This is a genomic window from Pseudomonas sp. MF6755, assembly GCF_016405635.1.
In the GTDB taxonomy this organism is placed as follows: Bacteria; Pseudomonadota; Gammaproteobacteria; order Pseudomonadales; family Pseudomonadaceae; genus Aquipseudomonas; species Aquipseudomonas haemolytica.
Genome location: NZ_JAEKDA010000017.1, coordinates 1 through 22197 on the forward strand (window position 1 = coordinate 1; position 22197 = coordinate 22197).

Consider the following 22197-nt stretch of genomic DNA (forward strand, 5'->3'; position numbering starts at 1 on the left):
GGGTCCGGGTGGCGAAAACGTAAGAAATACTCGTCGAATTGATTGTTTTTTGATCATTTGGCGAGTTTAAAAGTTGCGCTAGGTGGTATGCCGGGGAAATACATGGCTACTTCAGACCATCCCTAGGTCAATGTTTTGCGCAAAACCTTCAGGCTGATCACATTTCCCGGTGTGGGAGGGGGCTTGCTCCCGATTGCGGTGGGTCAGTAACTGAAGAGTTGACTGGCACACCGCAATCGGGAGCAAGCCCCCTCCCACATGTTGAGTTTTCATTGTGTCAGGGCAGGTTTTTTCCGTAGGCCAAAAAAACGCCCCGAACCAGTCGGGGCGTGATTGTTGTGCGGCACTGCGGTTAGGTCTTCCTTGGGGCCGCGGTGGCCGTGTGCTCAGTCGATCAGTGGAACTGCTCTTCTTCGGTCGAACCGGTCAACGCGGTCACGGACGAGGTGCCACCCTGGATCACGGTGGTCATGTCGTCGAAGTAACCGGTGCCCACTTCCTGCTGGTGCGCCACGAAGGTGTAGCCCTTGGAGGCGTCAGCGAATTCCTGCTCTTGCAGCTTCACGTAGGCGGTCATGTCGTTGCGGGCGTAGTCGTGCGCCAGGTTGAACATGCTGTGCCACATGTTGTGAATGCCGGCCAGGGTGATGAACTGGTGCTTGTAGCCCATTGCCGACAGTTCGCGCTGGAACTTGGCGATAGTCGCGTCGTCCAGGTTCTTCTTCCAGTTGAAGGAAGGCGAGCAGTTGTAGGACAGCAGTTGGTCCGGGTATTCCTTCTTGATCGCTTCGGCGAAGCGACGGGCCTCGTCCAGGTCGGGCTTGGCGGTTTCGCACCAGATCAGGTCGGCGTATGGCGCGTAGGCCAGGCCGCGGGCAATGGCTTGGTCCAGGCCGGCGCGGACTTTATAGAAGCCTTCCTGGGTGCGTTCGCCCGTCACAAACGGTTGGTCGTACGGGTCGCAGTCCGAGGTCAGCAAGTCAGCAGCGTTGGCATCGGTACGGGCCAGGATGATGGTCGGTGTGCCGGCAACGTCGGCCGCCAAACGAGCAGCGGTCAGCTTCTGTACGGCTTCCTGGGTGGGTACCAGTACCTTGCCGCCCATGTGGCCGCATTTCTTCACTGACGCAAGCTGGTCTTCGAAGTGCACGCCGGCAGCGCCTGCCTCGATCATGCTCTTCATCAGCTCGTAGGCGTTCAGTACGCCGCCGAAACCGGCTTCGGCGTCAGCCACGATGGGCGCGAAGTAGTCGATGTAGCCTTCGTCACCCGGGTTCTTGCCGGCTTTCCACTGGATCTGGTCGGCACGACGGAACGAGTTGTTGATGCGCTTGACCACGGTTGGCACGGAGTCCACCGGGTACAGCGATTGGTCGGGGTACATGGATTCAGCGGAGTTGTTGTCCGCTGCCACTTGCCAGCCAGACAGGTAGATCGCCTGGATACCGGCTTTCACCTGTTGCACTGCCTGGCCGCCAGTGAGGGCACCCATGCAGTTGACGAAATCTTTGTCGGGGCGGAAGGACGGCTTGGCACCTTGGGTGACCAGGTTCCACAGCTTCTCGGCGCCGAGTTTTGCAAAGGTGTGCTCAGGTTGGACCGAGCCACGCAGGCGGACGACGTCAGCAGCGGAATAAGCGCGGGTCACGCCTTTCCAGCGTGGGTTTTCAGCCCAGTCTTTTTCAAGGGCTGCAATTTGCTGTTCGCGTGTCAGTGCCATGGGGAAAAACCTCGTCGCGTCTTGTTTGAAGTATCCGTTTGCCAGCCCGGCATTCGTTGCCTGGGTAGGGTTGCTCGCTGACCAGAAGCTCAGGTGTTCAAGTCAAATCTGACGGAGAAGGGCGACGGGATGAACGATGGGGCTCAAGGGGGGAGTTGAGCAGGTAAGGGCGAACTGCGAACGGTCTTCGGGCGTCGTGGGCCTTTGTACGATCCATCAGTGTGTAGCCGGGCTACCTGGTTAGCTTCCGTCCCTCGGGACAACTTCGTTCCAGTCGCAACCAACGTCAAACACACCTTGTGGGCGGTACAGACACGAATCGGCTCAGGTGGGTAGCTTAGAGCGGCGATCCGAAGGCCCTTGCCAGGGCCCCTGATTAGCGGGAGCGAGGCCATCATGCCCATGCTTTTTTGGATCGTCAAATGTTTTGTAGTGCTTTTTTTAAAGCACTACATCTTTAGTCTAATGCGACTTGCCAGTCAGTTTTCGGTGCTTCAGTTCAGGGTGTCGACCTTGACCCGTAACGTCAGGTCATCACGGCCCTGAGTAGAGTAATTGCGGGTTGTAGAGGATTTATCGGCCTGGGTTTCGCGATTGATGCCGGCCAGGGGGATCCATTCGCCCAGGCGCCCGCTGACGGTTGTGTCGGTGCTTTGCACGTTCACTACATCGGGACGTTCCTGGCTCATGCGGTCACGGTTGGTACTGATGGCCAGGTGCACGGTCTCGCCGGTGACGCTGGCGGTCACGTAGAAGCCCTGGGTGACGTTGCGATACTGGGTCTGGTTCTGCAGGCGGCCATAGCTGTCTTGTTGGGTAGTGGTCAGCGGCACGCTCTGGCCGACCTGGATCAGCGCGGGCACACCTTCGCTGGCCTGGATCTGCTGGACGCCGCCATCGCGGCTGGCGGTGCCGTAGCTGATGATGCGGGTCTGGCTGTCGCCGCTGTTCTGTTGGTTGTTTTCATTGGTGTCGACGGTGATCAGCAGGCGTTTTGCCGGTGTGTCCAGTTGCGAGAGCAAGGTGCGCAAACCCTCGATCCTGGCTGGGTCAGCTTTAACAATAAGCTGGTTGCCGTAGGCGCTGACGGTGCCGTCCTTGCCGATGAAATTCTGCGCTACAGGTAGCAGGTCTGCACTCGTGCGGTTGCTCAGGTTAACGACTTCGGTGTCGGCAATGGCCGAAACGCTGGCGGTCAGGAGGAGGGCGGTGAGCAGGGTGCGTAGGGACATGTCCGTGATCTCTGCGAGTCATTTAGGCTTGATAGTGCCAGTTTGTCGGCCTGGCGGGTCGCAAGTTGAATCGTAGACGGCAAAATGCCCTGGCATGGCAGGGCATTTGTGGTGTTGCTGATAATGCTATCGGGAGCAAGCCCCCTCCCACCGTTGACCGCGTACATCCTTGGAATGTGGTCAAAATGTGGGAGGGGGCTTGCTCCCGATGGCGTCGACACGGCCTTGAATCAGTCCCCGCGCACCATATCCACATGCGGAATCCCGACTTCAAGAAACTCATCACTGACAATCTTGAAACCCAACCGCTCATAAAACGGCGCCGCATACACCTGCGCGCTGAGGAACTGTCTGGTCTGGCCACGTTGCTCGGCCACGCCAATCACCGTTTCCATCAGCTTGTCGCCAACCTTCAGCCCACGCCAGTCTTTGAGCACTGACACCCGGCCGATCTCGCCGCTGGGCAGCAGGCGCGCGGTACCGATCGGAAAGTCGCCTTCGAATGCAAGAAAATGCATGGCGCCGGCGTCGTCCGCGTCCCACTCAAGCTCAGCCGGAACCGATTGTTCAGCGATAAATACCGCTTCACGAATGCGCCGAATCTCGGCGATATCCTTTTGCCAGTCCGCGACACTTACGTGAATCTTATTCATCCGCAAACCCCAGGCTGCCTTGCTTGACCAGTTCGCACAGCAGGTCGCGGCCATCTTCGTCCGCCAGCCACTCGCCGAGGTTCTCGCTGTGCAGCGCATCGGCCGAGCACACCAGCTTCAGCAGTTCACGCAGTTTGCCTGGCAGGTAACGGCTCTGGCCGCTGGCGAACAGCAGTACGTCGTCGTCGACTTCGGACCAGGCCAGGCGGGCGCTTGGGTTGCGTACCAGGATCGCGCCGTCTTGCAGGCTGTTGATGAAGTCTTCTTCGCCCAGCTCTTCGCCAGCTACCATTTCCGGGTAGCGCGGCTCGGTCATGAACTGGCCGAACCAGGTCAGTAGCATGCGCTCGTCGCTCATGTGCTCGGCCAGCAGGCCCTTGAGGCGGTCGAGGGCGTCGCCCTGGATCTGATGCGGGTCGCTGACCGGCTGGGCATCGGCGTCGGTGTAGCGCTCTTCGTCGGTCAGGTACTGGCTGAGGAAGTCGGTGAAGTGGGTCAGCACTTCAGCGGCGCTTGGGGCGCGGAAGCCTACGGAGTAGGTCATGCAGTCATCTTCGGCAATGCCGAAGTGGGCCAGGCGCGGCGGCAGGTAGAGCATGTCGCCCGGTTCCAGCACCCATTCGGCGCTTTCTTCGAATTCGGCGAGGATGCGCAGGTCGGCGTGTTGCAGCAGCGGGCTTTCGGAGCTGCACATCTGGCCGATCTTCCAGTTGCGCTTGCCCTGGGCTTGCAGCAGGAACACGTCATAGTTATCGAAGTGCGGGCCAACGCTGCCGCCTGGTGCGGCAAAGCTGATCATCACATCGTCGATACGCCAGCTCGGCAGAAAGCGGAAGTGCTCCAGCAGCTCCGCCACTTCCGGCACGAACTGGTCGACTGCTTGCACCAGCAAGGTCCACTCACGCGCAGGCAGGGTGCTGAAGGCATCTTCGGCAAACGGGCCGCGACGCAGTTCCCACGGTCGTTCGCCGTGTTCGATCACCAGGCGCGACTCGACTTCTTCTTCCAGAGCCAGGCCCGCCAGTTCGTCGGCGTCGATCGGGCTTTCGAAATCAGGGATGGCCTGACGGATCAGCAGCGGCTTTTTCTGCCAGTAGTCGCGCAGGAATTCCCGTGCTGTGATACCGCCCAGAAGTTGAAGAGGAATATCAGGATTCATGTGTAACCTATTGAAAAAAAGCATTTTTCAGACTGGAATAAAAACGCCCGGCGCGGCCGGGCGTCTCAAAGGGTGCGCGATGATCAGATGCGCTTGGCTTGCTCTACAGCGTTGCCGATGTAGTTGGCCGGAGTGAGCAGTTTCAGCTCGGCCTTGGCGGCGGCTGGCATGTCCAGGCCGTCGATGAAAGTTTGCAGTGCTTCAGGGCTGATGCCCTTGCCGCGCGTCAATTCCTTCAGCTTCTCGTAGGGGTTTTCGATGTTGTAGCGGCGCATCACGGTCTGGATTGGCTCGGCCAATACTTCCCAGCACGCATCCAGGTCAGCAGCGATTTTCTGCTCATTGAGCTCCAGCTTGCTGATGCCTTTGAGGCTGGCTTCGTACGCGATCACGCTGTGGGCAAAGCCGACGCCGAGGTTACGCAGTACGGTGGAGTCGGTCAGGTCACGCTGCCAGCGGGAGATCGGCAGCTTGCTGGCCAGGTGCTGGAACAGGGCGTTGGCGATGCCGAGGTTGCCTTCGGAGTTTTCGAAATCGATCGGGTTGACCTTGTGCGGCATGGTCGACGAACCGATTTCACCGGCAATGGTGCGCTGCTTGAAGTAGCCCAGGGAGATGTAGCCCCAGATATCGCGATCGAAGTCGATCAGGATGGTGTTGAAGCGCGCAATGGCGTCGAACAGCTCGGCAATGTAGTCGTGCGGTTCGATCTGCGTGGTGTATGGGTTGAAGCCCAGGCCCAACTCGTCTTCGATGAAGGCGCGGGCGTTGGCTTCCCAGTCGATTTCCGGGTAGGCCGACAGGTGGGCGTTGTAGTTGCCTACGGCGCCGTTGATCTTGCCCAGCAGCGGCACGGCGGCGACTTGAGCGATCTGACGCTCCAGGCGGTACACCACGTTGGCCAGTTCTTTACCCAAAGTGGTCGGTGAAGCCGGTTGGCCGTGGGTGCGCGACAGCATCGGCACGGCGGCGAAACGGATCGCCAGCTCACGGATCGCTTCGGCGGTCTGGCGCATCAGCGGCAGCATCACGTCATCACGGCCTTCGCGCAGCATCAGGGCGTGAGACAGGTTGTTGATGTCCTCGCTGGTGCAGGCAAAGTGGATGAACTCGCTGACCTGGGCCAGTTCCGGCAGCTTGGCCGCTTGCTCTTTGAGCAGGTATTCGATGGCTTTGACGTCGTGGTTGGTGGTGCGCTCGATCTCTTTCACACGCTCGGCGTGCTCCAGGGAGAAGTTTTCCGCCAGGGTGTTGAGTACAGCGTTGGCTTCGGCTGAGAACGCCGGCACTTCGCTGATGGCGGGGTGAGCGGCCAGGCGCTGGAGCCAGCGCACTTCAACCAGTACACGAGCACGGATCAGGCCGTATTCGCTGAAAATAGGGCGCAGGGCCTGGGTTTTGCCGGCGTAGCGGCCGTCAACAGGGGAAACCGCAGTGAGCGAAGAGAGCTGCATGGGGTGTTCTCGGACAGTCGGGCAACGAAATGGGGCGCGTATCATACATGAAAAAATCCGCCGGTCCGTTGCCAACTGACCGGCGTATTACGCGTAACGGCTTGAAAAAGGCCTGCTGGTGCGACTTATTCGTTGCGCATCAACGGGTAAAGCTCTTTGAGCAATTTGCGTCGGCTGATCACCAGCTGCCAGCGATGACCGCCCAACTGGCGCCACAACCGCGCGGAGCGAATACCGGCCAGGAGCAGGGCGCGGATTTTCGAGGCGTTATTCGGTTGCTGCAAGTTGCGCATGTCGCCGTGTACCTGAATACGCTGGCGTAACGTACTCAAGGTGTCCTGATACAGCGCACCACAGGCGGCGATCACGTTTTCGTGGGCCGGGCCGAAGTGCTCTACCTGGGATTGGATCTGCGGCAGACGCTTGCCGATGGTCTCCAGCAGGTCGTCACGCTTGGCCAGTTGGCGCTCCAGGCCAAGCATCGACAAGGCGTAGCGCAACGGCTCGCGCTGCAAGGTGCTGGGGTCGCGCTCCAGGGCGCCGATCAATGCGCGATAACCTTCGCGCAGGGCCAGGTCGTCACCGCCGTAGACTTCCAGGGTGTCCTTGGGGTCGCGGATCAGCAGGCTGCCGAGCATGCAGGTCAGGCCGGCTTCAGTGACCTGGCCGGTCTTGGCGATCTTGTCCACCAGTACGGCGGCAAGAAACACACCGCCAAGGGCCGTCAATTGCTCCTGGGTCGGGCTCATGCCGGGTTGCTCCAGGCTTGCGCAACTTCGATCACGCCGCCGCCCAGGCAGATTTCGCCGTCATAAAACACCACGGATTGGCCTGGGGTGACCGCACGTTGCGGGTCATCGAAGGTGGCGCGGTAGCCGGTGGCGGTTTTTTCCAGGGTGCAGGGCTGGTCGCTCTGGCGATAGCGCACCTTGGCGGTCAGGCGGCGTGGCGTGCTCAAGTCGATCGGGTTGACCCAATAGATCTCCGAAGCGAGCAGGGCGCCGGAGAACAGCAGCGGATGTTCGTTGCCCTGGCCGACGACCAGCACATTGTTTTCCAGGTCCTTGACCAGCACATACCACGGCTCTTCACCTGCGTCTTTCAAGCCGCCAATGCCCAGGCCCTGGCGCTGGCCGATGGTGTGGTACATCAGGCCATGATGACGGCCGATGACTTCGCCTTCGGTGGTTTTGATTTCACCGGGTTGCGCCGGCAGGTACTGCTTGAGGAAGTCGCTGAAGCGGCGTTCGCCGATAAAGCAGATACCGGTGGAATCTTTCTTCTTGGCAGTGGCGAGGCCATGTTTTTCAGCGATCTTGCGCACTTCGGGCTTTTCCAGTTCGCCGACCGGAAACAGCGTCTTGGCGATCTGTTCACCGCCGACGGCATGCAGGAAGTAGCTCTGGTCCTTGTTCGGGTCCAGGCCCTTGAGCAGTTCGGTACGCCTATCGATATCGCGGCGGCGCACGTAGTGGCCAGTGGCGATCAGGTCGGCGCCGAGCATCATCGCGTAGTCGAGGAACGCCTTGAACTTGATCTCGCGGTTGCACAGGATGTCCGGGTTCGGCGTGCGACCGGCCTTGTATTCGGCCAGGAAGTGCTCGAACACGTTGTCCCAGTACTCGGCGGCAAAGTTGGCGGTATGCAGCTTGACGCCAATTTTGTCGCACACGGCCTGGGCGTCTGCCAGGTCGTCCATGGCGGTGCAGTATTCCGTTCCATCGTCTTCTTCCCAGTTCTTCATGAACAGGCCTTCCACCTCATAACCCTGCTCCATGAGCAGAACGGCGGAAACGGAAGAATCCACGCCGCCGGACATGCCGACGATGACGCGCTTCTTTTGTATGTCAGAAGGGGCTGGATCACGCATAGGGTTTCAACGGGTGTCTTGAAAAAGGACGCGATTCTATCAGGCCCAAGCCGCTAAGGCTAAAGAGAAGGGCGGATCAACTCGAGACTGTGGCGCTGGCCGGCCAGATAATCGTCGATACAACGGATAATCAGCTCGCTGCGCCAGTCATCGCGCACGGCCATCAGTTCGTCCCGGGTCAGCCAGCGGGCGCGGAGGATGCCGTCGTCGAGTTGATAGTCCGGGTGGTGTTTGAGTGCCTTGGCAATGAAGCAGACGCGTTGATAGGTCACGCCATTGCTGGGCGCGGTGTACAGGTAGATGCCGACAATGCCGGTGGCTTCGACGTCCCAGCCGGTTTCTTCGAGGGTTTCGCGCACGGCGGCTTCGGTCAGGGTTTCGTGCGGGTCGAGGTGGCCAGCGGGCTGGTTGAGCACGGCGCGGCCGCCCTTGAGCTCTTCGACCATCAGGAAGCGGCCGTTGTCTTCGACGATGGTGGCGACGGTGATGTGGGGTTGCCAGGTCATGGGGGCTCTCAAGCGATCAGTGGGGGCAGGCGCCCATCATACAGGGGCGCCTGCCGGGTTTTGCTGTCGGTTACCGAGCCGCCTTTGTAATGGCGTCAAACGCAGTCATATCGTCAATCACTTCGCCGCCCGTGGCCTTGGTTTGCGCTTGCCACACCACAATCACCACTTTCTGTGTGGGATTGATGTAGATGTATTGGCCGAAAATCCCGGCAGCAGTGAAGGCTTTATCCGCCTTGGAGGCGTCGGTCCAGGCCGGCCACCACATGGACGCAAAGTCACCGTACGCAGGATCGGTGCCGGTGGTTGCGCTGGCAAAATTCATCCAGTCTTTAGGCAGTATTTGCTTATCGCCGGCTTTGCCACCGCTGAGCACGAATTGCCCGAAGCGTCCGTAATCTTCAAGCGTTGCGCTGATGCCGCTGCCGCCCACTTCATTGCCGTTCGGGCCGTCGAGCCACCAGTTCGCATCGGTTTGCATGCCATAGGGCGCCCAGATTTTTTCGCTCAGGTACTGCGCCAGCGGCTTGCCCACCGCAGCGCTGACCAACTGGCCCAGGACCTGGGTCTCGCCGGTGCTGTAGTTGGTGCGGGTGCCTGGAGGGGCCGCGCTGGGCAGGCTCGCCATGAACTTGAGTGCGGAACCAGGGACTTGTTCGGTTTGCAGCTTGAGCATCATGCGGCGGTCTGAAGTGGGGTCGGCGTATTTCTCGCTCCATTTAACCCCGGAACGCATGGCCAATACCTGGCGTACCGTGGCCTGGTCGTAACCGCTGCCGGCCAGGGCGGGCAGGTAGTGGGTGACTTTGTCGTCAAGGCTTTTGATCGAGCCGTCCTGCAAGGCGGCGCCCACCAGGGTTGATGTGATGGATTTGGCCACCGACATCGACATCCAGCGGGTCGCCGGTGTGTTGCCTTTTTCGTAGCGTTCAGTAACGACTTGGCCGTCCTTGATCACCAGCAGGCCTGTTACCCGGTTGAGGGTGACGTAGTCGTCGAGGCTGTAGCGTTTGCCTTCATAGTCGAAGGTGACCGGGCCGAGCGGTTGGCTGCTGCGTGGCAATGGAAACGGGTGGCCGCCGGTTTGAATGGTGCGCACCGGGAACAAGCGATCAATGTTGCGGAAGGTGCTGACAGCGGCGTCAGGGCTGAGTTTGCCGTCATACATGGTTTGCACGTCGCCAATGGGCTCCTGCGCATGGGGGTAGGTGGGCGAATGGGTCGCGCAGGCGGTCAGCAAGGTTATCGCTGAGGCCCAGGCCAGTGCCTGGAAGTGAGCTCTTTGCATAAAACCTTCCTTATTTAGTGTTTATGAGTGGCTTGAGCCAAAACACAAAGCAAGACCTGCGCCCACCTACGGAAAAAAGCGTAAAAAAAATCCGGAGCCCTTTCGGATTCCGGATTTTCCTTCGGTGTGACGATCAGCCAGCAATCGTCACATCAACTGCCGAGAAGCATCACACCAGCGCAGCAATCGCCGCATTCAGCGTGTTGCTTGGACGCATGGCCTTGCTGGTCAGCTCTGGGTTCGGCGCGTAGTAGCCGCCGATGTCCACTGGCTTGCCCTGCACGGCGTTGAGCTCGGCAACGATGGTTGCTTCGTTCGCGGCCAGGGTTTTGGCCAGTTCGCTGAACTGCGCTTGCAGTGCCGTGTCTTCGGTCTGGGCGGCCAGGGCCTGGGCCCAGTACAGCGCCAGGTAGAAGTGGCTGCCGCGGTTGTCGATGTTGCCGACTTTACGCGATGGCGACTTGTTGTTGTCGAGGAACTGGCCAGTGGCCTGGTCCAGGGTCTTGGACAGTACCAGGGCTTTCGGGTTGTTGTACGTCACACCCAGATGCTCGAGGGACGCGGCCAGGGCCAGGAACTCGCCCAGGGAATCCCAACGCAGGAAGTTTTCTTCCAGCAGTTGCTGCACGTGTTTCGGCGCCGAACCGCCGGCGCCGGTTTCGAACAGGCCGCCGCCGTTCATCAGTGGCACGATCGACAGCATCTTGGCGCTGGTGCCCAGTTCCATGATCGGGAACAGGTCGGTCAGGTAGTCGCGCAGTACGTTACCGGTCACCGAGATGGTGTCCAGGCCCTTGCGGGTGCGCTCCAGGGTGAACTTCATGGCGTCGACTGGCGCCATGATGCGGATGTCCAGGCCGTCGGTGTTGTGGTCTTTCAGGTAGGCCTGAACTTTCTCGACCACGACGCCATCGTGGGCGCGCTGTGGGTCCAGCCAGAAGATGGCCGGAGTGTTGCTGGCGCGGGCGCGGTTGACGGCGAGCTTGACCCAATCCTGGATCGGCGCGTCCTTGGTCTGGCACATGCGGAAGATATCGCCGGCTTCGACTTTCTGTTCCATCAGCAGGTTGCCCTTGCTGTCGGTGACGCGGACTACGCCGTCAGCCTTGATCTGGAAGGTCTTGTCGTGGGAGCCGTACTCTTCGGCTTTCTTCGCCATCAGGCCAACGTTTGGCACGCTGCCCATGGTGGTTGGGTCGAAGGCGCCATTGGCCTTGCAGTCTTCGATGACCGCCTGGTAGATGGTGGCGTAGCAGCGATCCGGGATCACGGCCTTGGTGTCGTGCAATTGGCCGTCGGTGCCCCACATCTTGCCGGAGTCACGGATCATAGCGGGCATCGAGGCGTCGACGATCACGTCGCTCGGCACGTGCAGGTTGGTGATGCCTTTGTCGGAGTTGACCATCGCCAAGGCTGGGCGAGCGGCGTACACCGCCTGGATGTCTGCTTCGATCTGCGCTTGCTGGTCGGCCGGCAGGGCCTTGATGCGGGCGTACAGGTCGCCGATGCCGTTGTTCAGGTTGAAGCCGATCTGCTCAAGCACGGTGGCGTGCTTGGCCAGGGCGTCTTTATAGAACTCGGCAACGATCTGGCCGAACATGATCGGGTCGGAGACCTTCATCATGGTGGCTTTGAGGTGAACCGACAGCAGCACGCCTTGTTTCTTGGCGTCTTCGATTTCAGCGGCGATGAAGCTGCGCAGGGCTTTCTTGCTCAGCACGGCAGTGTCGATGATCTCGCCGGCCTGGACGCTGGTCTTTTCCTTCAGAACGGTGGTGGTGCCGTCCTGCGCAACCAGTGCAATTTTGACAGCGTCAGCGGCTTCGATCTGTACGGCTTTTTCGCTGCCGTAGAAGTCGCCATTGTTCATATGGGCAATGTGCGACTTGGAGTTGGCAGCCCAGGCGCCCATCTTGTGCGGGTGCTTGCGTGCGTAGTTCTTGACCGACAGCGGTGCGCGGCGGTCGGAGTTGCCTTCGCGCAGTACCGGGTTCACGGCGCTGCCCTTGACCTTGTCGTAACGTGCACGGGTTTCTTTTTCCGCGTCGGTGGTTACGGTTTCCGGGTAGTCCGGCAGGGCATAGCCCTGGGCCTGCAGTTCCTTGATCGCGGCTTGCAGCTGCGGGGTCGAGGCACTGATGTTAGGCAGCTTGATGATGTTGGCTTCAGGGGTAACGGCCAGGTCGCCCAGTTCGGCGAGGTGGTCCGCAACAGCCTTGGTGCCCAGTTGCTCGGGGAAGCTTGCGAGGATGCGCCCGGCGAGGGAAATGTCGCGGGTTTCCACGGCAATATCAGCGGAAGCGGTGAAGGCCTCTACGATAGGCAGCAGTGAATAGGTGGCGAGGGCTGGGGCTTCGTCGGTGAAGGTGTAGATGATCTTCGAGCGGGTGGGCATATTCGGATTAACTCTCTTCTTTGCTGAAAGCGTGCGCAGAAACTCGAGATGCGCCGGGTAGAGCGCGTTCGTTCAAAGTCATCCATGAGCGAAATGTCGATGTTTCTTCGCGGTGATGTTGGGTTGCATCAGTCGAGCGTCAAGCGGGTGGGCTATTGTAATAGTCCGGCTTTCTGGCGAAAGGCTACGTTCTAGAGCGGTCCGCCGTCGTGACTCTTTGGTCAGCGGCGGCATTATACATAGGTCGCTATGCTTACGCCGAGCCTTCATATAAAAGGAGGCTCGTCCATTGGTCTAAAGGTCGCAGGTGCGACGCTTGCGCGCAGGGCTGCGGGGTGTGCTCAAGATTGGCGCTTTTCCCTTTGCTTTCAGGCTTGTAGGCAACTAAATGTGCTGTTTTCGATGCAAATGAGTATGGTGCGAGGTTTCAGTCGCCATGTATCTGGAGTAGGCTCGGACGCAGCCAGATGTTCAATCCATAGATGGAGTTCAGCATGGGATACAAGAAGATTCAGGTTCCGGCAGTCGGCGACAAAATCACCGTCAATGCAGACCATTCTCTCAATGTTCCTGACCAACCGATCATCCCCTACATCGAAGGTGACGGTATCGGCGTCGACATCAGCCCGGTAATGATCAAGGTGGTCGACGCAGCTGTTGAAAAGGCTTACGGCGGCAAGCGCAAGATCTCGTGGATGGAGGTTTACGCCGGCGAAAAGGCTACCCAGGTCTACGACCAGGATACCTGGCTGCCCCAGGAAACACTGGATGCGGTCAAAGATTACGTGGTCTCCATCAAGGGCCCGCTGACCACGCCGGTCGGGGGCGGTATTCGCTCGCTGAACGTGGCCCTGCGCCAGCAACTCGACCTGTATGTGTGCCTGCGCCCGGTGCGCTGGTTCGAAGGTGTGCCTAGCCCGGTCAAGAAACCTGGCGACGTGGACATGACCATCTTCCGTGAGAACTCAGAGGATATTTACGCCGGCATCGAGTGGAAGGCGGGTTCCCCGGAAGCGATCAAGGTGATCAAGTTCCTCAAGGAGGAAATGGGTGTCACCAAGATTCGTTTCGACCAGGATTGCGGGATTGGCGTCAAGCCGGTCTCGAAAGAGGGCACCAAGCGCCTGGCACGTAAAGCCCTGCAATATGTGGTGGATAACGACCGCGATTCGCTGACCATCGTGCACAAAGGCAACATCATGAAGTTCACCGAAGGTGCCTTCAAGGAATGGGCCTACGAAGTGGCGGCTGAAGAGTTTGGTGCGACCCTGCTCGATGGCGGCCCGTGGATGCAGTTCAAGAACCCCAAGACCGGCAAGAATGTAGTGGTCAAGGATGCCATCGCCGACGCCATGCTCCAGCAGATCCTGTTGCGTCCGGCTGAATATGACGTGATCGCAACGCTTAACCTGAACGGCGACTACTTGTCTGATGCATTGGCGGCGGAAGTGGGTGGCATCGGCATCGCTCCAGGGGCCAACCTGTCCGATACTGTGGCGATGTTCGAGGCGACCCACGGCACGGCACCCAAGTATGCGGGCAAGGACCAGGTCAACCCAGGTTCATTGATCCTGTCGGCGGAGATGATGCTGCGCCATATGGGCTGGACCGAGGCGGCTGACTTGATCATCAAGGGCACCAATGGCGCGATTTCGGCCAAGACCGTGACTTACGACTTCGAGCGCTTGATGGATGGCGCTACGCTGGTGTCGTCGTCGGGCTTTGGTGATGCATTGATCAAGCATATGTAAGCAGGCAGAAAAAACCGGCTGCTCTGATGGCTCAGGGTAGCCGGCTTGGCTTTCAAGGCTTTGCTCGGTGGCTGATCAGGCCGTTTGCTTTTTTGGTTTTTGAGCTGGCGCTGCTGTTTTCCTAGCGTCTTCAGTGACGGCGGGCGCACTGATACCTACGGCATGCTTGCCCTTGGGGCCTTGAATAATTTCAAAGCTGACAGGCTGACCCGCTTTCAGAGTCTTGTAGCCATCCATCTTGATTGCTGAGTAATGCGCAAAAAGGTCTTCAGTCTTGCCGTCTTCATTAATGAAGCCGAAGCCCTTGGCATTGTTGAACCACTTGACCTTACCACTAGCCATTCCCATATCCCTCTGCACCAGACTCCATCACTGGAGTATCATCCTGTCTATCCGTCCTAACCCGAATAAATAAGGTTGACTGCGCGGACCTTTTTTACCCACTGTGGGTTCTATTGGTTGTAACACCGATTCGCCGATAGTCAAGGCGACCAGTCGGTCAGAGTTGAAATTCTGACAGGTCGCCCCCACCACTGTATTTGAACCACTGACGAACCTTTCTTTCCATGCATGCAAACAGCCAGATTCGACTAACATTCAATCAGGATCGCCCGGATCAGGAACATGACGACGACGGTTCTGCAGGCATTGCTGTTCAGGAGGCCAAGCCTGCTTTACAGGCGCCGCCGATGTACAAGGTGGTTTTGTTCAATGATGACTACACACCGATGGATTTCGTCGTCGAAGTGCTCGAGGTGTTTTTTAACCTGAACCGCGAGTTGGCGACCAAGGTAATGCTGGCCGTTCACACAGAAGGACGGGCAGTATGTGGAGTGTTTACCCGCGACATCGCCGAGACAAAGGCCATGCAGGTCAACCAGTACGCCAGGGAAAGCCAGCATCCGCTACTCTGTGAAATCGAGAAGGACGGTTAACGCCGACCACTTGGGTATGAGGTGAAGCTATGTTAAACCGCGAGCTCGAAGTCACCCTCAATCTTGCCTTCAAGGAGGCTCGCTCGAAACGTCATGAATTCATGACTGTCGAGCACCTGCTGCTGGCACTTTTGGATAACGAAGCTGCCGCCACCGTTCTGCGTGCGTGCGGCGCCAACCTCGACAAACTCAAGCATGACCTGCAGGAGTTTATCGACTCCACCACGCCACTGATCCCCGTGCATGACGAGGACCGCGAAACCCAGCCAACCCTGGGCTTCCAGCGGGTATTGCAGCGTGCTGTTTTCCACGTACAGAGCTCCGGTAAGCGTGAGGTCACGGGCGCCAATGTGCTTGTGGCGATTTTCAGCGAACAGGAAAGCCAGGCAGTGTTCCTGCTCAAGCAGCAGAGCGTTGCCCGTATTGATGTGGTCAATTACATCGCCCACGGTATCTCCAAAGTGCCTGGGCACGGCGATCATTCCGAGGGTGAGCAGGATATGCAGGATGACGAGGGCGGTGAGTCTTCTTCTTCGGGCAATCCACTGGATGCCTATGCCAGCAATCTCAATGAGTTGGCGCGCCAGGGGCGGATCGATCCGCTGGTGGGGCGTGAACTCGAGGTTGAGCGTGTAGCGCAGATCCTTGCTCGTCGTCGCAAGAACAACCCGTTGCTGGTGGGTGAAGCGGGCGTGGGTAAAACCGCAATCGCCGAAGGCCTGGCCAAGCGTATCGTCGACAATCAGGTGCCAGACTTGCTGGCCAACAGCGTCGTCTACTCCCTTGACCTGGGCGCCTTGCTCGCCGGGACCAAGTACCGTGGCGATTTCGAGAAGCGCTTCAAAGCGCTGCTCGGCGAGCTGAAAAAACGTCCGCAGGCGATCCTGTTTATCGACGAGATCCACACTATCATCGGTGCCGGTGCGGCATCCGGTGGCGTGATGGACGCCTCCAACCTGCTCAAGCCGTTGCTGTCGTCGGGTGATATCCGCTGCATCGGTTCGACCACGTTCCAGGAATTCCGCGGGATCTTCGAGAAAGACCGTGCCCTGGCGCGACGTTTCCAGAAAGTCGACGTGTCCGAGCCTTCGGTTGAAGACACGATTGGCATCCTGCGCGGGCTCAAGGGGCGTTTTGAAGCGCACCATGGCATCGAATACACCGATGAGGCCCTGCGTGCTGCTGCTGAGCTGGCGTCGCGCTACATCAACGACCGGCATATGCCGGACAAGGCCATCGATGTGATCGACGAAGCGGGCGCCTACCAGCGCCTGCAACCGGTCGAGAAGCGTGTGAAGCGCATCGACGTGCCGCAGGTCGAGGACATCGTGGCGAAGATCGCGCGAATTCCGCCCAAGCACGTCAACAGTTCCGATAAGGAGCTGCTGCGTAACCTGGAGCGCGACCTCAAGCTCACGGTATTCGGCCAGGATGCGGCCATCGATGCGCTGTCCACCGCGATCAAGCTTTCGCGTGCGGGCCTCAAGTCGCCGGACAAACCTGTCGGTTCGTTCCTGTTCGCAGGTCCGACCGGCGTCGGCAAGACCGAGGCGGCGCGGCAGTTGGCCAAGGCCATGGGTATCGAACTGGTGCGTTTCGACATGTCCGAATACATGGAGCGTCACACTGTGTCGCGCCTGATCGGTGCGCCTCCGGGCTATGTCGGCTTTGACCAGGGCGGTCTGTTGACCGAGGCGATCACCAAACAGCCGCATTGCGTATTGCTGCTCGATGAAATCGAGAAGGCTCACCCGGAAGTCTTCAACCTGCTGCTGCAGGTGATGGATCACGGGACCCTGACCGACAACAATGGGCGCAAGGCGGACTTCCGCAACGTGATCGTGATCATGACCACCAACGCCGGTGCCGAAACGGCTGCGCGGGCGTCGATTGGCTTCACGCATCAGGATCACTCTTCTGATGCCATGGAAGTGATCAAGAAGAGCTTCACGCCGGAGTTCCGCAACCGCCTGGATACCATTATCCAGTTTGGTCGCCTCAGCCATGAGGTCATCAAAAGCGTGGTGGACAAGTTCCTCACCGAGCTTCAAGCGCAGTTGGAAGACAAGCGCGTGCAGCTGGACGTGACGGAGGCGGCCCGCAGTTGGATCGCAGAGGGTGGCTACGATGCGGCAATGGGCGCTCGCCCAATGGCGCGTCTGATCCAGGACAAGATCAAGCGGCCATTGGCCGAAGAGATCCTGTTCGGCGAGCTCTCCGACCATGGTGGTGTGGTGCATATCGACCTGAAGGACGGCGAGCTGACCTTCGAGTTCGAAACCACGGCTGAAATGGCCTGATCGCTGTGCAGCAACAAGAAAAGGCGCCGAAAGGCGCCTTTTTGCTGACTTGAAACCTAATCGCCAAAACAATGCAGATCAAATGTGGGAGGGGGCTTGCTCCCGATGGCGGTGGTTCAGCAACAGATTAGTTGCTTGGCCCACTGCTGTCGGGAGCAAGCCCCCTCCCACAGGGATTTGTGTTGCTGGGGCAAATGCCACACACACAAAAACGCCCGGCATAACCGGGCGTTTTGTATTGACTTGCTTAGCGAGCGCGGTAAGTGATGCGCCCTTTGCTCAAGTCATAGGGCGTCAGCTCGACGCGCACTTTGTCACCGGTAAGAATACGAATGTAGTTCTTGCGCATCTTGCCGGAGATATGCGCGGTTACGACGTGCCCATTTTCCAACTCCACACGAAACATGGTGTTGGGCAGGGTGTCGACGACAGTGCCTTCCATTTCGAAGCTGTCTTCTTTCGACATGCAGTAAAGCCCTCGGTATCCAGTGAATGGCCCGGTGCAACTGCGCCAGGCAAAAGCGGCGTGCATTGTGCCCGAAAAAGGGTGTTTAAGCCAAGGGGTTCTAGTTAAGCGTGACCCATCTTTGATTAATCAGTAGCTCAATGGGCCGATATTGGGTCTTGTAGTTCATCTTTTTGCAGTTCTTGATCCAGTATCCGAGGTACACCGCCTCCAGTTCCTGGCGCAATGCTTCGCCTATTTGCCAAAGGATGGCAAAGCGTCCGAGGCTGCGGCGCTCCTCGGCCGGTTCATAGAAGGTGTACACCGCCGACAGGCCGTTGGGCAGCAGGTCGGTCACGGCTACGGCCAGCAGGCGGCCGTCGAGGCGGAACTCGTAGAAGCGCGAGAAGGGCAGGTCGCGTACCAGGAAGGTGGAAAACTGATCGCGGCTGGGCGGGAACATGTCGCCATCGGCGTGACGCTGTTCGATGTAGCGTTGGTAAAGATCGAAATATTCTTCACTGTACTGCGGCTTGGTGGCGGTTACCGTCAGGTCGGCATTGCGCTTGAGAATGCGTTTCTGGTTGCGGTCCGGCAAGAATTGCGCGACCGGGATGCGCGCCGGTACGCAGGCGTTGCAATTCTGGCAGTGGGGGCGGTACAGGTGGTCGCCGCTGCGACGAAAGCCCATCTCGGACAGGTCGGCGTACACGTGCACGTCCATCGGCTGGCTGGGGTCGAGGAACAGCGTGGTGGCCTGCTCGTCGGGCAGATAGCTGCAAGAGTGGGCTTGAGTGGCATAAAACTTCAAGCGCGCCAGCTCGGTCATGATCAACCCTCGGGGTAAGCTTTGAAATAAGTGTATGCCAGGTAGGCGAAAGTCGCCTAGGAAACCCACGGTCCAGAGCTGGGCTGGTCCAAATGTTTGCGCAGGAAGTCGGCGAAGTCATTGCGCGGTATGGCGCGGGCACCCAGGCTATGCAGGTGATCATTGGGCATCTGGCAGTCGATCAACACAAATCCCCAGGCTTGCAGCTGCCGGGTCAATGTGGCGAAGCCGAATTTCGAGGCGTTGTCGGCGCGGCTGAACATGGATTCGCCAAAAAACAACTGACCCATTGCCAGGCCATACAGGCCGCCCACCAGTTCGCCCTGGTCCCACACCTCGACGGAATGGGCATAGCCACGCTGGTGCAGCTCCAGGTAGGCATTCTGGATACCTTCGGTGATCCAGGTGCCATCCGCATAGGCGCGGGGCGCAGCACAGGCTTGGATGACGGCGGCGAAATCCTGGTCGAAGGTCACGGTATAACGCTGTTGGCGCAATAATTTGCCGAGGCTGCGGGAAACGTGCAGCTCGTTGGGGAAGATTACCGTGCGCGGGTCAGGTGACCACCAGAGGATAGGCTGGCCTTCGGAGAACCACGGAAAGCAGCCATGGCGATAGGCCTGGATCAGTCGTTCGGCCGACAGGTCGCCACCGGCGGCGAGCAGGCCATTGGGTTCGCGCATGGCCTTGGCCAATGGCGGGAAAGTCAGGGTGTCGCGTTGTAACCAGGTCAGCATGGCATCCAGGCTTATGGAAGGGGAGGGGAGTGGCAGGTAAGGCGCCTGCCCCGGGAGCCTTGATTATTGTCGACCCGGCGCCAGGGGGCCAGCCCGAATAGCTTGTCAGGCAGGATTAGCATGAGCGGGTGTTTCTGCAACTCTACGCATAAGGCGCGGTCGTAATCGGGTCTGGCGCATGCCGGCCATCCGCCAAGCTTGCCTGGATTGCTAAATACAGCTCATAAGCCTTTGTCAGCAAAGACAATGCATGCTCAAATTGAACAGGCTGTGACACATCAATTGTCTAGGCTGCCGGGCGAAGGGCAAGTGTGTGGCATCGCGCACGCAAACCCGTACAATGCGGCCATTATGGCGTTATCGCCATTTCACCTATCCATCACCCGGTGTTAAAAGTAGATTCAGCAACATTTGTTCATTTTTCAGCTGCTCGGGATAGAGCAGTAGTGTGTAGTCATTCAACAGATGGACGCGCTAAAGGCGCAGGAAAAGACCCGTTTTGAAGAAATCCGCCGCAGCACCTAAAGCAGCAGTCGTACCGGCCTGGCGCCAGCACCTGCATTACCGACTCAAGGAAGGCGCACTGATTGCCATCGGTGCCCTGTGCCTGTTCCTGATGATGGCCTTGCTCACTTATGGCAAGGACGATCCGGGCTGGAGCCATAACAGCAAGATTGATGATGTGCAGAATTTCGGTGGCCCCGTGGGTTCCTACAGTGCCGATATCCTGTTCATGATCCTGGGTTACTTCGCCTATATCTTCCCGCTGCTGCTGGCGATCAAGACCTGGCAGATCTTCCGCCAGCGTCATGAACCGTGGCAGTGGAGTGGCTGGCTGTTCTCCTGGCGCCTGATCGGCCTGGTGTTTCTGGTGCTGTCCGGTGCGGCGCTGGCGCATATTCACTTCCATGCGCCTACCGGCCTGCCGGCGGGCGCGGGTGGGGCGCTGGGTGAAAGTCTCGGCGACCTGGCACGCAGAACCCTGAATATCCAGGGCAGCACCCTGATGTTTATCGCGCTGTTCCTGTTTGGCCTCACGGTATTCACCGACCTGTCATGGTTCAAGGTGATGGACGTGACCGGCAAGATCACCCTCGACCTGTTCGAATTGTTCCAGGGCGCCGCCAACCGCTGGTGGGCTGCTCGTGTCGAGCGCAAGCAAATGGTTGCGCAGCTTCGCGAGGTGGACACTCGCGTCAATGAAGTGGTGGCCCCAAGCACCCCGGACCGGCGCGAGCAGGCCAAGGTCAAAGAGCGCTTGATCGAGCGCGAGCAAGCTCTGAGCAAGCACATGTCGGACCGCGAGAAGCAGGTACCGCCGGTGATCGCTCCGGCACCGCCCAAGGCCCCCGAACCCAGCCATCGCGTACAGAAAGAGAAGCAGGCTCCGCTGTTCATCGACAGCGCCGTCGAAGGCACCTTGCCGCCGATCTCGATTCTCGACCCAGCGGAAAAGAAACAACTCAATTACTCTCCGGAATCCCTGGCGGCTGTCGGCCATCTGCTGGAAATCAAGCTCAAGGAATTTGGCGTCGAAGTATCGGTGGACTCTATCCACCCCGGCCCGGTGATTACCCGTTACGAAATCCAGCCGGCCGCTGGTGTGAAAGTCAGCCGCATTTCCAACCTGGCCAAAGACTTGGCGCGCTCCCTGGCCGTGACCAGCGTGCGTGTGGTGGAAGTGATCCCGGGCAAGACCACCGTGGGTATCGAGATTCCCAACGAAGACCGCCAGATCGTGCGCTTCTCCGAAGTGCTGTCGACCCCGGAATACGACAATTTCAAATCGCCGGTCACCCTGGCCCTCGGCCATGACATCGGCGGCAAGCCGGTGATCACCGACCTGGCGAAAATGCCGCACCTGCTGGTGGCCGGTACCACCGGTTCCGGTAAGTCGGTGGGTGTGAACGCGATGATCCTGTCGATCCTGTTCAAGTCCGGCCCGGATGACGCCAAGCTGATCATGATCGACCCGAAAATGCTCGAACTGTCGATCTACGAAGGCATTCCGCACCTGCTGTGCCCGGTGGTTACCGACATGAAGGACGCCGCCAACGCCCTGCGCTGGAGCGTTGCCGAGATGGAGCGTCGCTACAAGCTGATGGCGAAGATGGGGGTACGTAACCTGTCGGGCTTCAACGCCAAGGTCAAGGAAGCCCAGGATGCCGGCACACCGCTGACCGACCCGCTGTACAAGCGCGAAAGCATTCATGATGAAGCGCCATTGCTGACCAAGCTGCCGACCATCGTGGTGGTGGTCGACGAATTTGCCGACATGATGATGATCGTCGGCAAGAAGGTTGAGGAGCTGATCGCCCGTATCGCCCAGAAGGCCCGTGCTGCGGGGATTCACTTGATTCTTGCGACCCAGCGTCCGTCGGTAGACGTAATCACGGGTCTGATCAAGGCCAACATCCCGACGCGCATGGCGTTCCAGGTCTCCAGCAAGATCGACTCGCGCACCATCATCGACCAGGGTGGCGCCGAGCAACTGTTGGGCCATGGCGACATGCTCTACATGCCGCCTGGCACCAGCCTGCCGATCCGCGTTCACGGTGCCTTCGTTTCCGATGACGAAGTACACCGCGTGGTCGAAGCCTGGAAACTGCGCGGCGCGCCGGAATACAACGATGACATCCTCGCCGGCGTCGAAGAGGCCGGCAGCGGCTTCGACGGTGGCAGCGGCGGTGGCGACGATGATGCTGAAACCGACGCGCTGTACGATGAAGCCGTGGCCTTCGTGCTGGAAAGCCGTCGCGCCTCGATCTCTGCGGTGCAACGCAAGCTGAAAATCGGCTACAACCGCGCCGCCCGCATGATCGAAGCCATGGAAAATGCCGGCGTCGTGACTGCCATGAACACCAACGGCTCGCGTGAAGTGATCGCCCCCGGGCAGATGCGCGACTGACTCCGAGCCGCGTGG

18 protein-coding genes are annotated in these 22197 nt (G+C 59.2%); 4 read left to right on the forward strand and 14 right to left on the reverse strand.

The window, feature by feature from the left end:
• Nucleotides 1-394: 394 nt before the first annotated feature.
• The 10 genes from aceA to JFT66_RS22200 all read right to left on the reverse strand — a co-directional run bounded on the left by aceA (nucleotide 395) and on the right by JFT66_RS22200 (nucleotide 12277).
• A complete protein-coding gene (gene aceA / locus JFT66_RS22155) occupies nucleotides 395-1720 on the reverse strand; it encodes an isocitrate lyase (RefSeq protein WP_034120253.1) in 1326 nt (441 codons plus the stop codon).
• Nucleotides 1721-2214: 494 nt separating this feature from the next.
• Entirely contained in the window at nucleotides 2215-2952 is a 738-nt protein-coding gene (locus tag JFT66_RS22160) for a secretin N-terminal domain-containing protein (protein ID WP_153839300.1), read from the reverse strand.
• 230 nt (nucleotides 2953-3182) lie between these two features.
• A complete protein-coding gene (locus tag JFT66_RS22165; RefSeq protein WP_034120250.1) occupies nucleotides 3183-3605 on the reverse strand; it encodes a GNAT family N-acetyltransferase in 423 nt (140 codons plus the stop codon).
• Entirely contained in the window at nucleotides 3598-4764 is a 1167-nt protein-coding gene (locus JFT66_RS22170; protein ID WP_034120248.1) for a ribosomal protein uL16 3-hydroxylase, read from the reverse strand. Before JFT66_RS22170 ends, JFT66_RS22165 begins: the two co-directional genes overlap by 8 nt.
• Before the next feature lie 83 nt (nucleotides 4765-4847).
• On the reverse strand, nucleotides 4848-6218 hold the full coding sequence (gene purB / locus JFT66_RS22175; RefSeq protein ID WP_034120246.1) for an adenylosuccinate lyase: 1371 nt from the start codon (nucleotides 6216-6218) through the stop codon (nucleotides 4848-4850).
• Nucleotides 6219-6343: 125 nt separating this feature from the next.
• Nucleotides 6344-6967 (reverse strand): high frequency lysogenization protein HflD, encoded by a 624-nt coding sequence (hflD, locus tag JFT66_RS22180; protein WP_017137510.1) that lies wholly within the window; start codon nucleotides 6965-6967, stop codon nucleotides 6344-6346.
• Nucleotides 6964-8088 (reverse strand): tRNA 2-thiouridine(34) synthase MnmA, encoded by a 1125-nt coding sequence (mnmA, locus tag JFT66_RS22185; RefSeq protein WP_198860158.1) that lies wholly within the window; start codon nucleotides 8086-8088, stop codon nucleotides 6964-6966. The genes hflD and mnmA overlap by 4 nt, the downstream gene beginning before the upstream one ends.
• A gap of 59 nt (nucleotides 8089-8147) precedes the next feature.
• Entirely contained in the window at nucleotides 8148-8594 is a 447-nt protein-coding gene (locus tag JFT66_RS22190) for an NUDIX hydrolase (RefSeq protein ID WP_034120244.1), read from the reverse strand.
• A gap of 70 nt (nucleotides 8595-8664) precedes the next feature.
• A complete protein-coding gene (locus JFT66_RS22195; protein WP_233097173.1) occupies nucleotides 8665-9882 on the reverse strand; it encodes a serine hydrolase domain-containing protein in 1218 nt (405 codons plus the stop codon).
• A 169-nt stretch (nucleotides 9883-10051) separates the two neighbouring features.
• Nucleotides 10052-12277, reverse strand: coding sequence for an NADP-dependent isocitrate dehydrogenase (locus tag JFT66_RS22200; RefSeq protein WP_198860159.1), 2226 nt, complete (start codon nucleotides 12275-12277; stop codon nucleotides 10052-10054).
• A gap of 494 nt (nucleotides 12278-12771) precedes the next feature.
• On the opposite strand from JFT66_RS22200, the gene icd reads away from it, so the two are divergent.
• On the forward strand, nucleotides 12772-14028 hold the full coding sequence (icd, locus tag JFT66_RS22205) for an NADP-dependent isocitrate dehydrogenase (protein ID WP_034120241.1): 1257 nt from the start codon (nucleotides 12772-12774) through the stop codon (nucleotides 14026-14028).
• A gap of 75 nt (nucleotides 14029-14103) precedes the next feature.
• Here the strand turns inward: icd and cspD are convergent, their stop codons facing one another.
• Nucleotides 14104-14376, reverse strand: coding sequence for a cold shock domain-containing protein CspD (gene cspD, locus JFT66_RS30050; RefSeq protein ID WP_034120240.1), 273 nt, complete (start codon nucleotides 14374-14376; stop codon nucleotides 14104-14106).
• 218 nt (nucleotides 14377-14594) lie between these two features.
• Between cspD and clpS the strand changes: the two genes are divergently transcribed.
• A complete protein-coding gene (gene clpS, locus JFT66_RS22215; RefSeq protein ID WP_005789091.1) occupies nucleotides 14595-14963 on the forward strand; it encodes an ATP-dependent Clp protease adapter ClpS in 369 nt (122 codons plus the stop codon).
• Nucleotides 14964-14992: 29 nt separating this feature from the next.
• A complete protein-coding gene (gene clpA / locus JFT66_RS22220) occupies nucleotides 14993-17263 on the forward strand; it encodes an ATP-dependent Clp protease ATP-binding subunit ClpA (protein WP_034120239.1) in 2271 nt (756 codons plus the stop codon).
• Between the two features lie 247 nt (nucleotides 17264-17510).
• Here the strand turns inward: clpA and infA are convergent, their stop codons facing one another.
• From infA to aat, 3 genes are all read right to left on the reverse strand, one after another.
• Complete coding sequence (gene infA, locus JFT66_RS22225; protein ID WP_002553999.1) at nucleotides 17511-17729, reverse strand: translation initiation factor IF-1; 219 nt, start codon at nucleotides 17727-17729, stop codon at nucleotides 17511-17513.
• A 100-nt stretch (nucleotides 17730-17829) separates the two neighbouring features.
• The gene (locus JFT66_RS22230) at nucleotides 17830-18537 is read right to left on the reverse strand and encodes an arginyltransferase (protein WP_034120238.1); all 708 of its coding nucleotides are present in this window, start codon (nucleotides 18535-18537) and stop codon (nucleotides 17830-17832) included.
• Between the two features lie 56 nt (nucleotides 18538-18593).
• Nucleotides 18594-19274 carry a leucyl/phenylalanyl-tRNA--protein transferase gene (aat, locus tag JFT66_RS22235; protein WP_034120237.1) on the reverse strand — a complete coding sequence of 227 codons (681 nt, stop codon included), beginning with the start codon at nucleotides 19272-19274 and terminating at the stop codon, nucleotides 18594-18596.
• A 499-nt stretch (nucleotides 19275-19773) separates the two neighbouring features.
• Here aat and ftsK point away from each other — a divergent pair, with 499 nt between their 5' ends.
• Nucleotides 19774-22182, forward strand: a complete 2409-nt coding sequence (gene ftsK / locus JFT66_RS22240) for a DNA translocase FtsK (protein WP_153839306.1) — start codon at nucleotides 19774-19776, stop codon at nucleotides 22180-22182.
• Nucleotides 22183-22197: the final 15 nt, after the last annotated feature.

Coding starts and splice junctions, on each gene's coding strand:
- aceA (WP_034120253.1), bottom strand. CDS start 1,720: ATGGCACTGACACGCGAACAGCAAATTGCAGCCCTTGAAAAAGACTGG.
- JFT66_RS22160 (WP_153839300.1), bottom strand. CDS start 2,952: ATGTCCCTACGCACCCTGCTCACCGCCCTCCTCCTGACCGCCAGCGTT.
- JFT66_RS22165 (WP_034120250.1), bottom strand. CDS start 3,605: ATGAATAAGATTCACGTAAGTGTCGCGGACTGGCAAAAGGATATCGCC.
- JFT66_RS22170 (WP_034120248.1), bottom strand. CDS start 4,764: ATGAATCCTGATATTCCTCTTCAACTTCTGGGCGGTATCACAGCACGG.
- purB (WP_034120246.1), bottom strand. CDS start 6,218: ATGCAGCTCTCTTCGCTCACTGCGGTTTCCCCTGTTGACGGCCGCTAC.
- hflD (WP_017137510.1), bottom strand. CDS start 6,967: ATGAGCCCGACCCAGGAGCAATTGACGGCCCTTGGCGGTGTGTTTCTT.
- mnmA (WP_198860158.1), bottom strand. CDS start 8,088: ATGCGTGATCCAGCCCCTTCTGACATACAAAAGAAGCGCGTCATCGTC.
- JFT66_RS22190 (WP_034120244.1), bottom strand. CDS start 8,594: ATGACCTGGCAACCCCACATCACCGTCGCCACCATCGTCGAAGACAAC.
- JFT66_RS22195 (WP_233097173.1), bottom strand. CDS start 9,882: ATGCAAAGAGCTCACTTCCAGGCACTGGCCTGGGCCTCAGCGATAACC.
- JFT66_RS22200 (WP_198860159.1), bottom strand. CDS start 12,277: ATGCCCACCCGCTCGAAGATCATCTACACCTTCACCGACGAAGCCCCA.
- icd (WP_034120241.1), top strand. CDS start 12,772: ATGGGATACAAGAAGATTCAGGTTCCGGCAGTCGGCGACAAAATCACC.
- cspD (WP_034120240.1), bottom strand. CDS start 14,376: ATGGGAATGGCTAGTGGTAAGGTCAAGTGGTTCAACAATGCCAAGGGC.
- clpS (WP_005789091.1), top strand. CDS start 14,595: ATGCATGCAAACAGCCAGATTCGACTAACATTCAATCAGGATCGCCCG.
- clpA (WP_034120239.1), top strand. CDS start 14,993: ATGTTAAACCGCGAGCTCGAAGTCACCCTCAATCTTGCCTTCAAGGAG.
- infA (WP_002553999.1), bottom strand. CDS start 17,729: ATGTCGAAAGAAGACAGCTTCGAAATGGAAGGCACTGTCGTCGACACC.
- JFT66_RS22230 (WP_034120238.1), bottom strand. CDS start 18,537: ATGACCGAGCTGGCGCGCTTGAAGTTTTATGCCACTCAAGCCCACTCT.
- aat (WP_034120237.1), bottom strand. CDS start 19,274: ATGCTGACCTGGTTACAACGCGACACCCTGACTTTCCCGCCATTGGCC.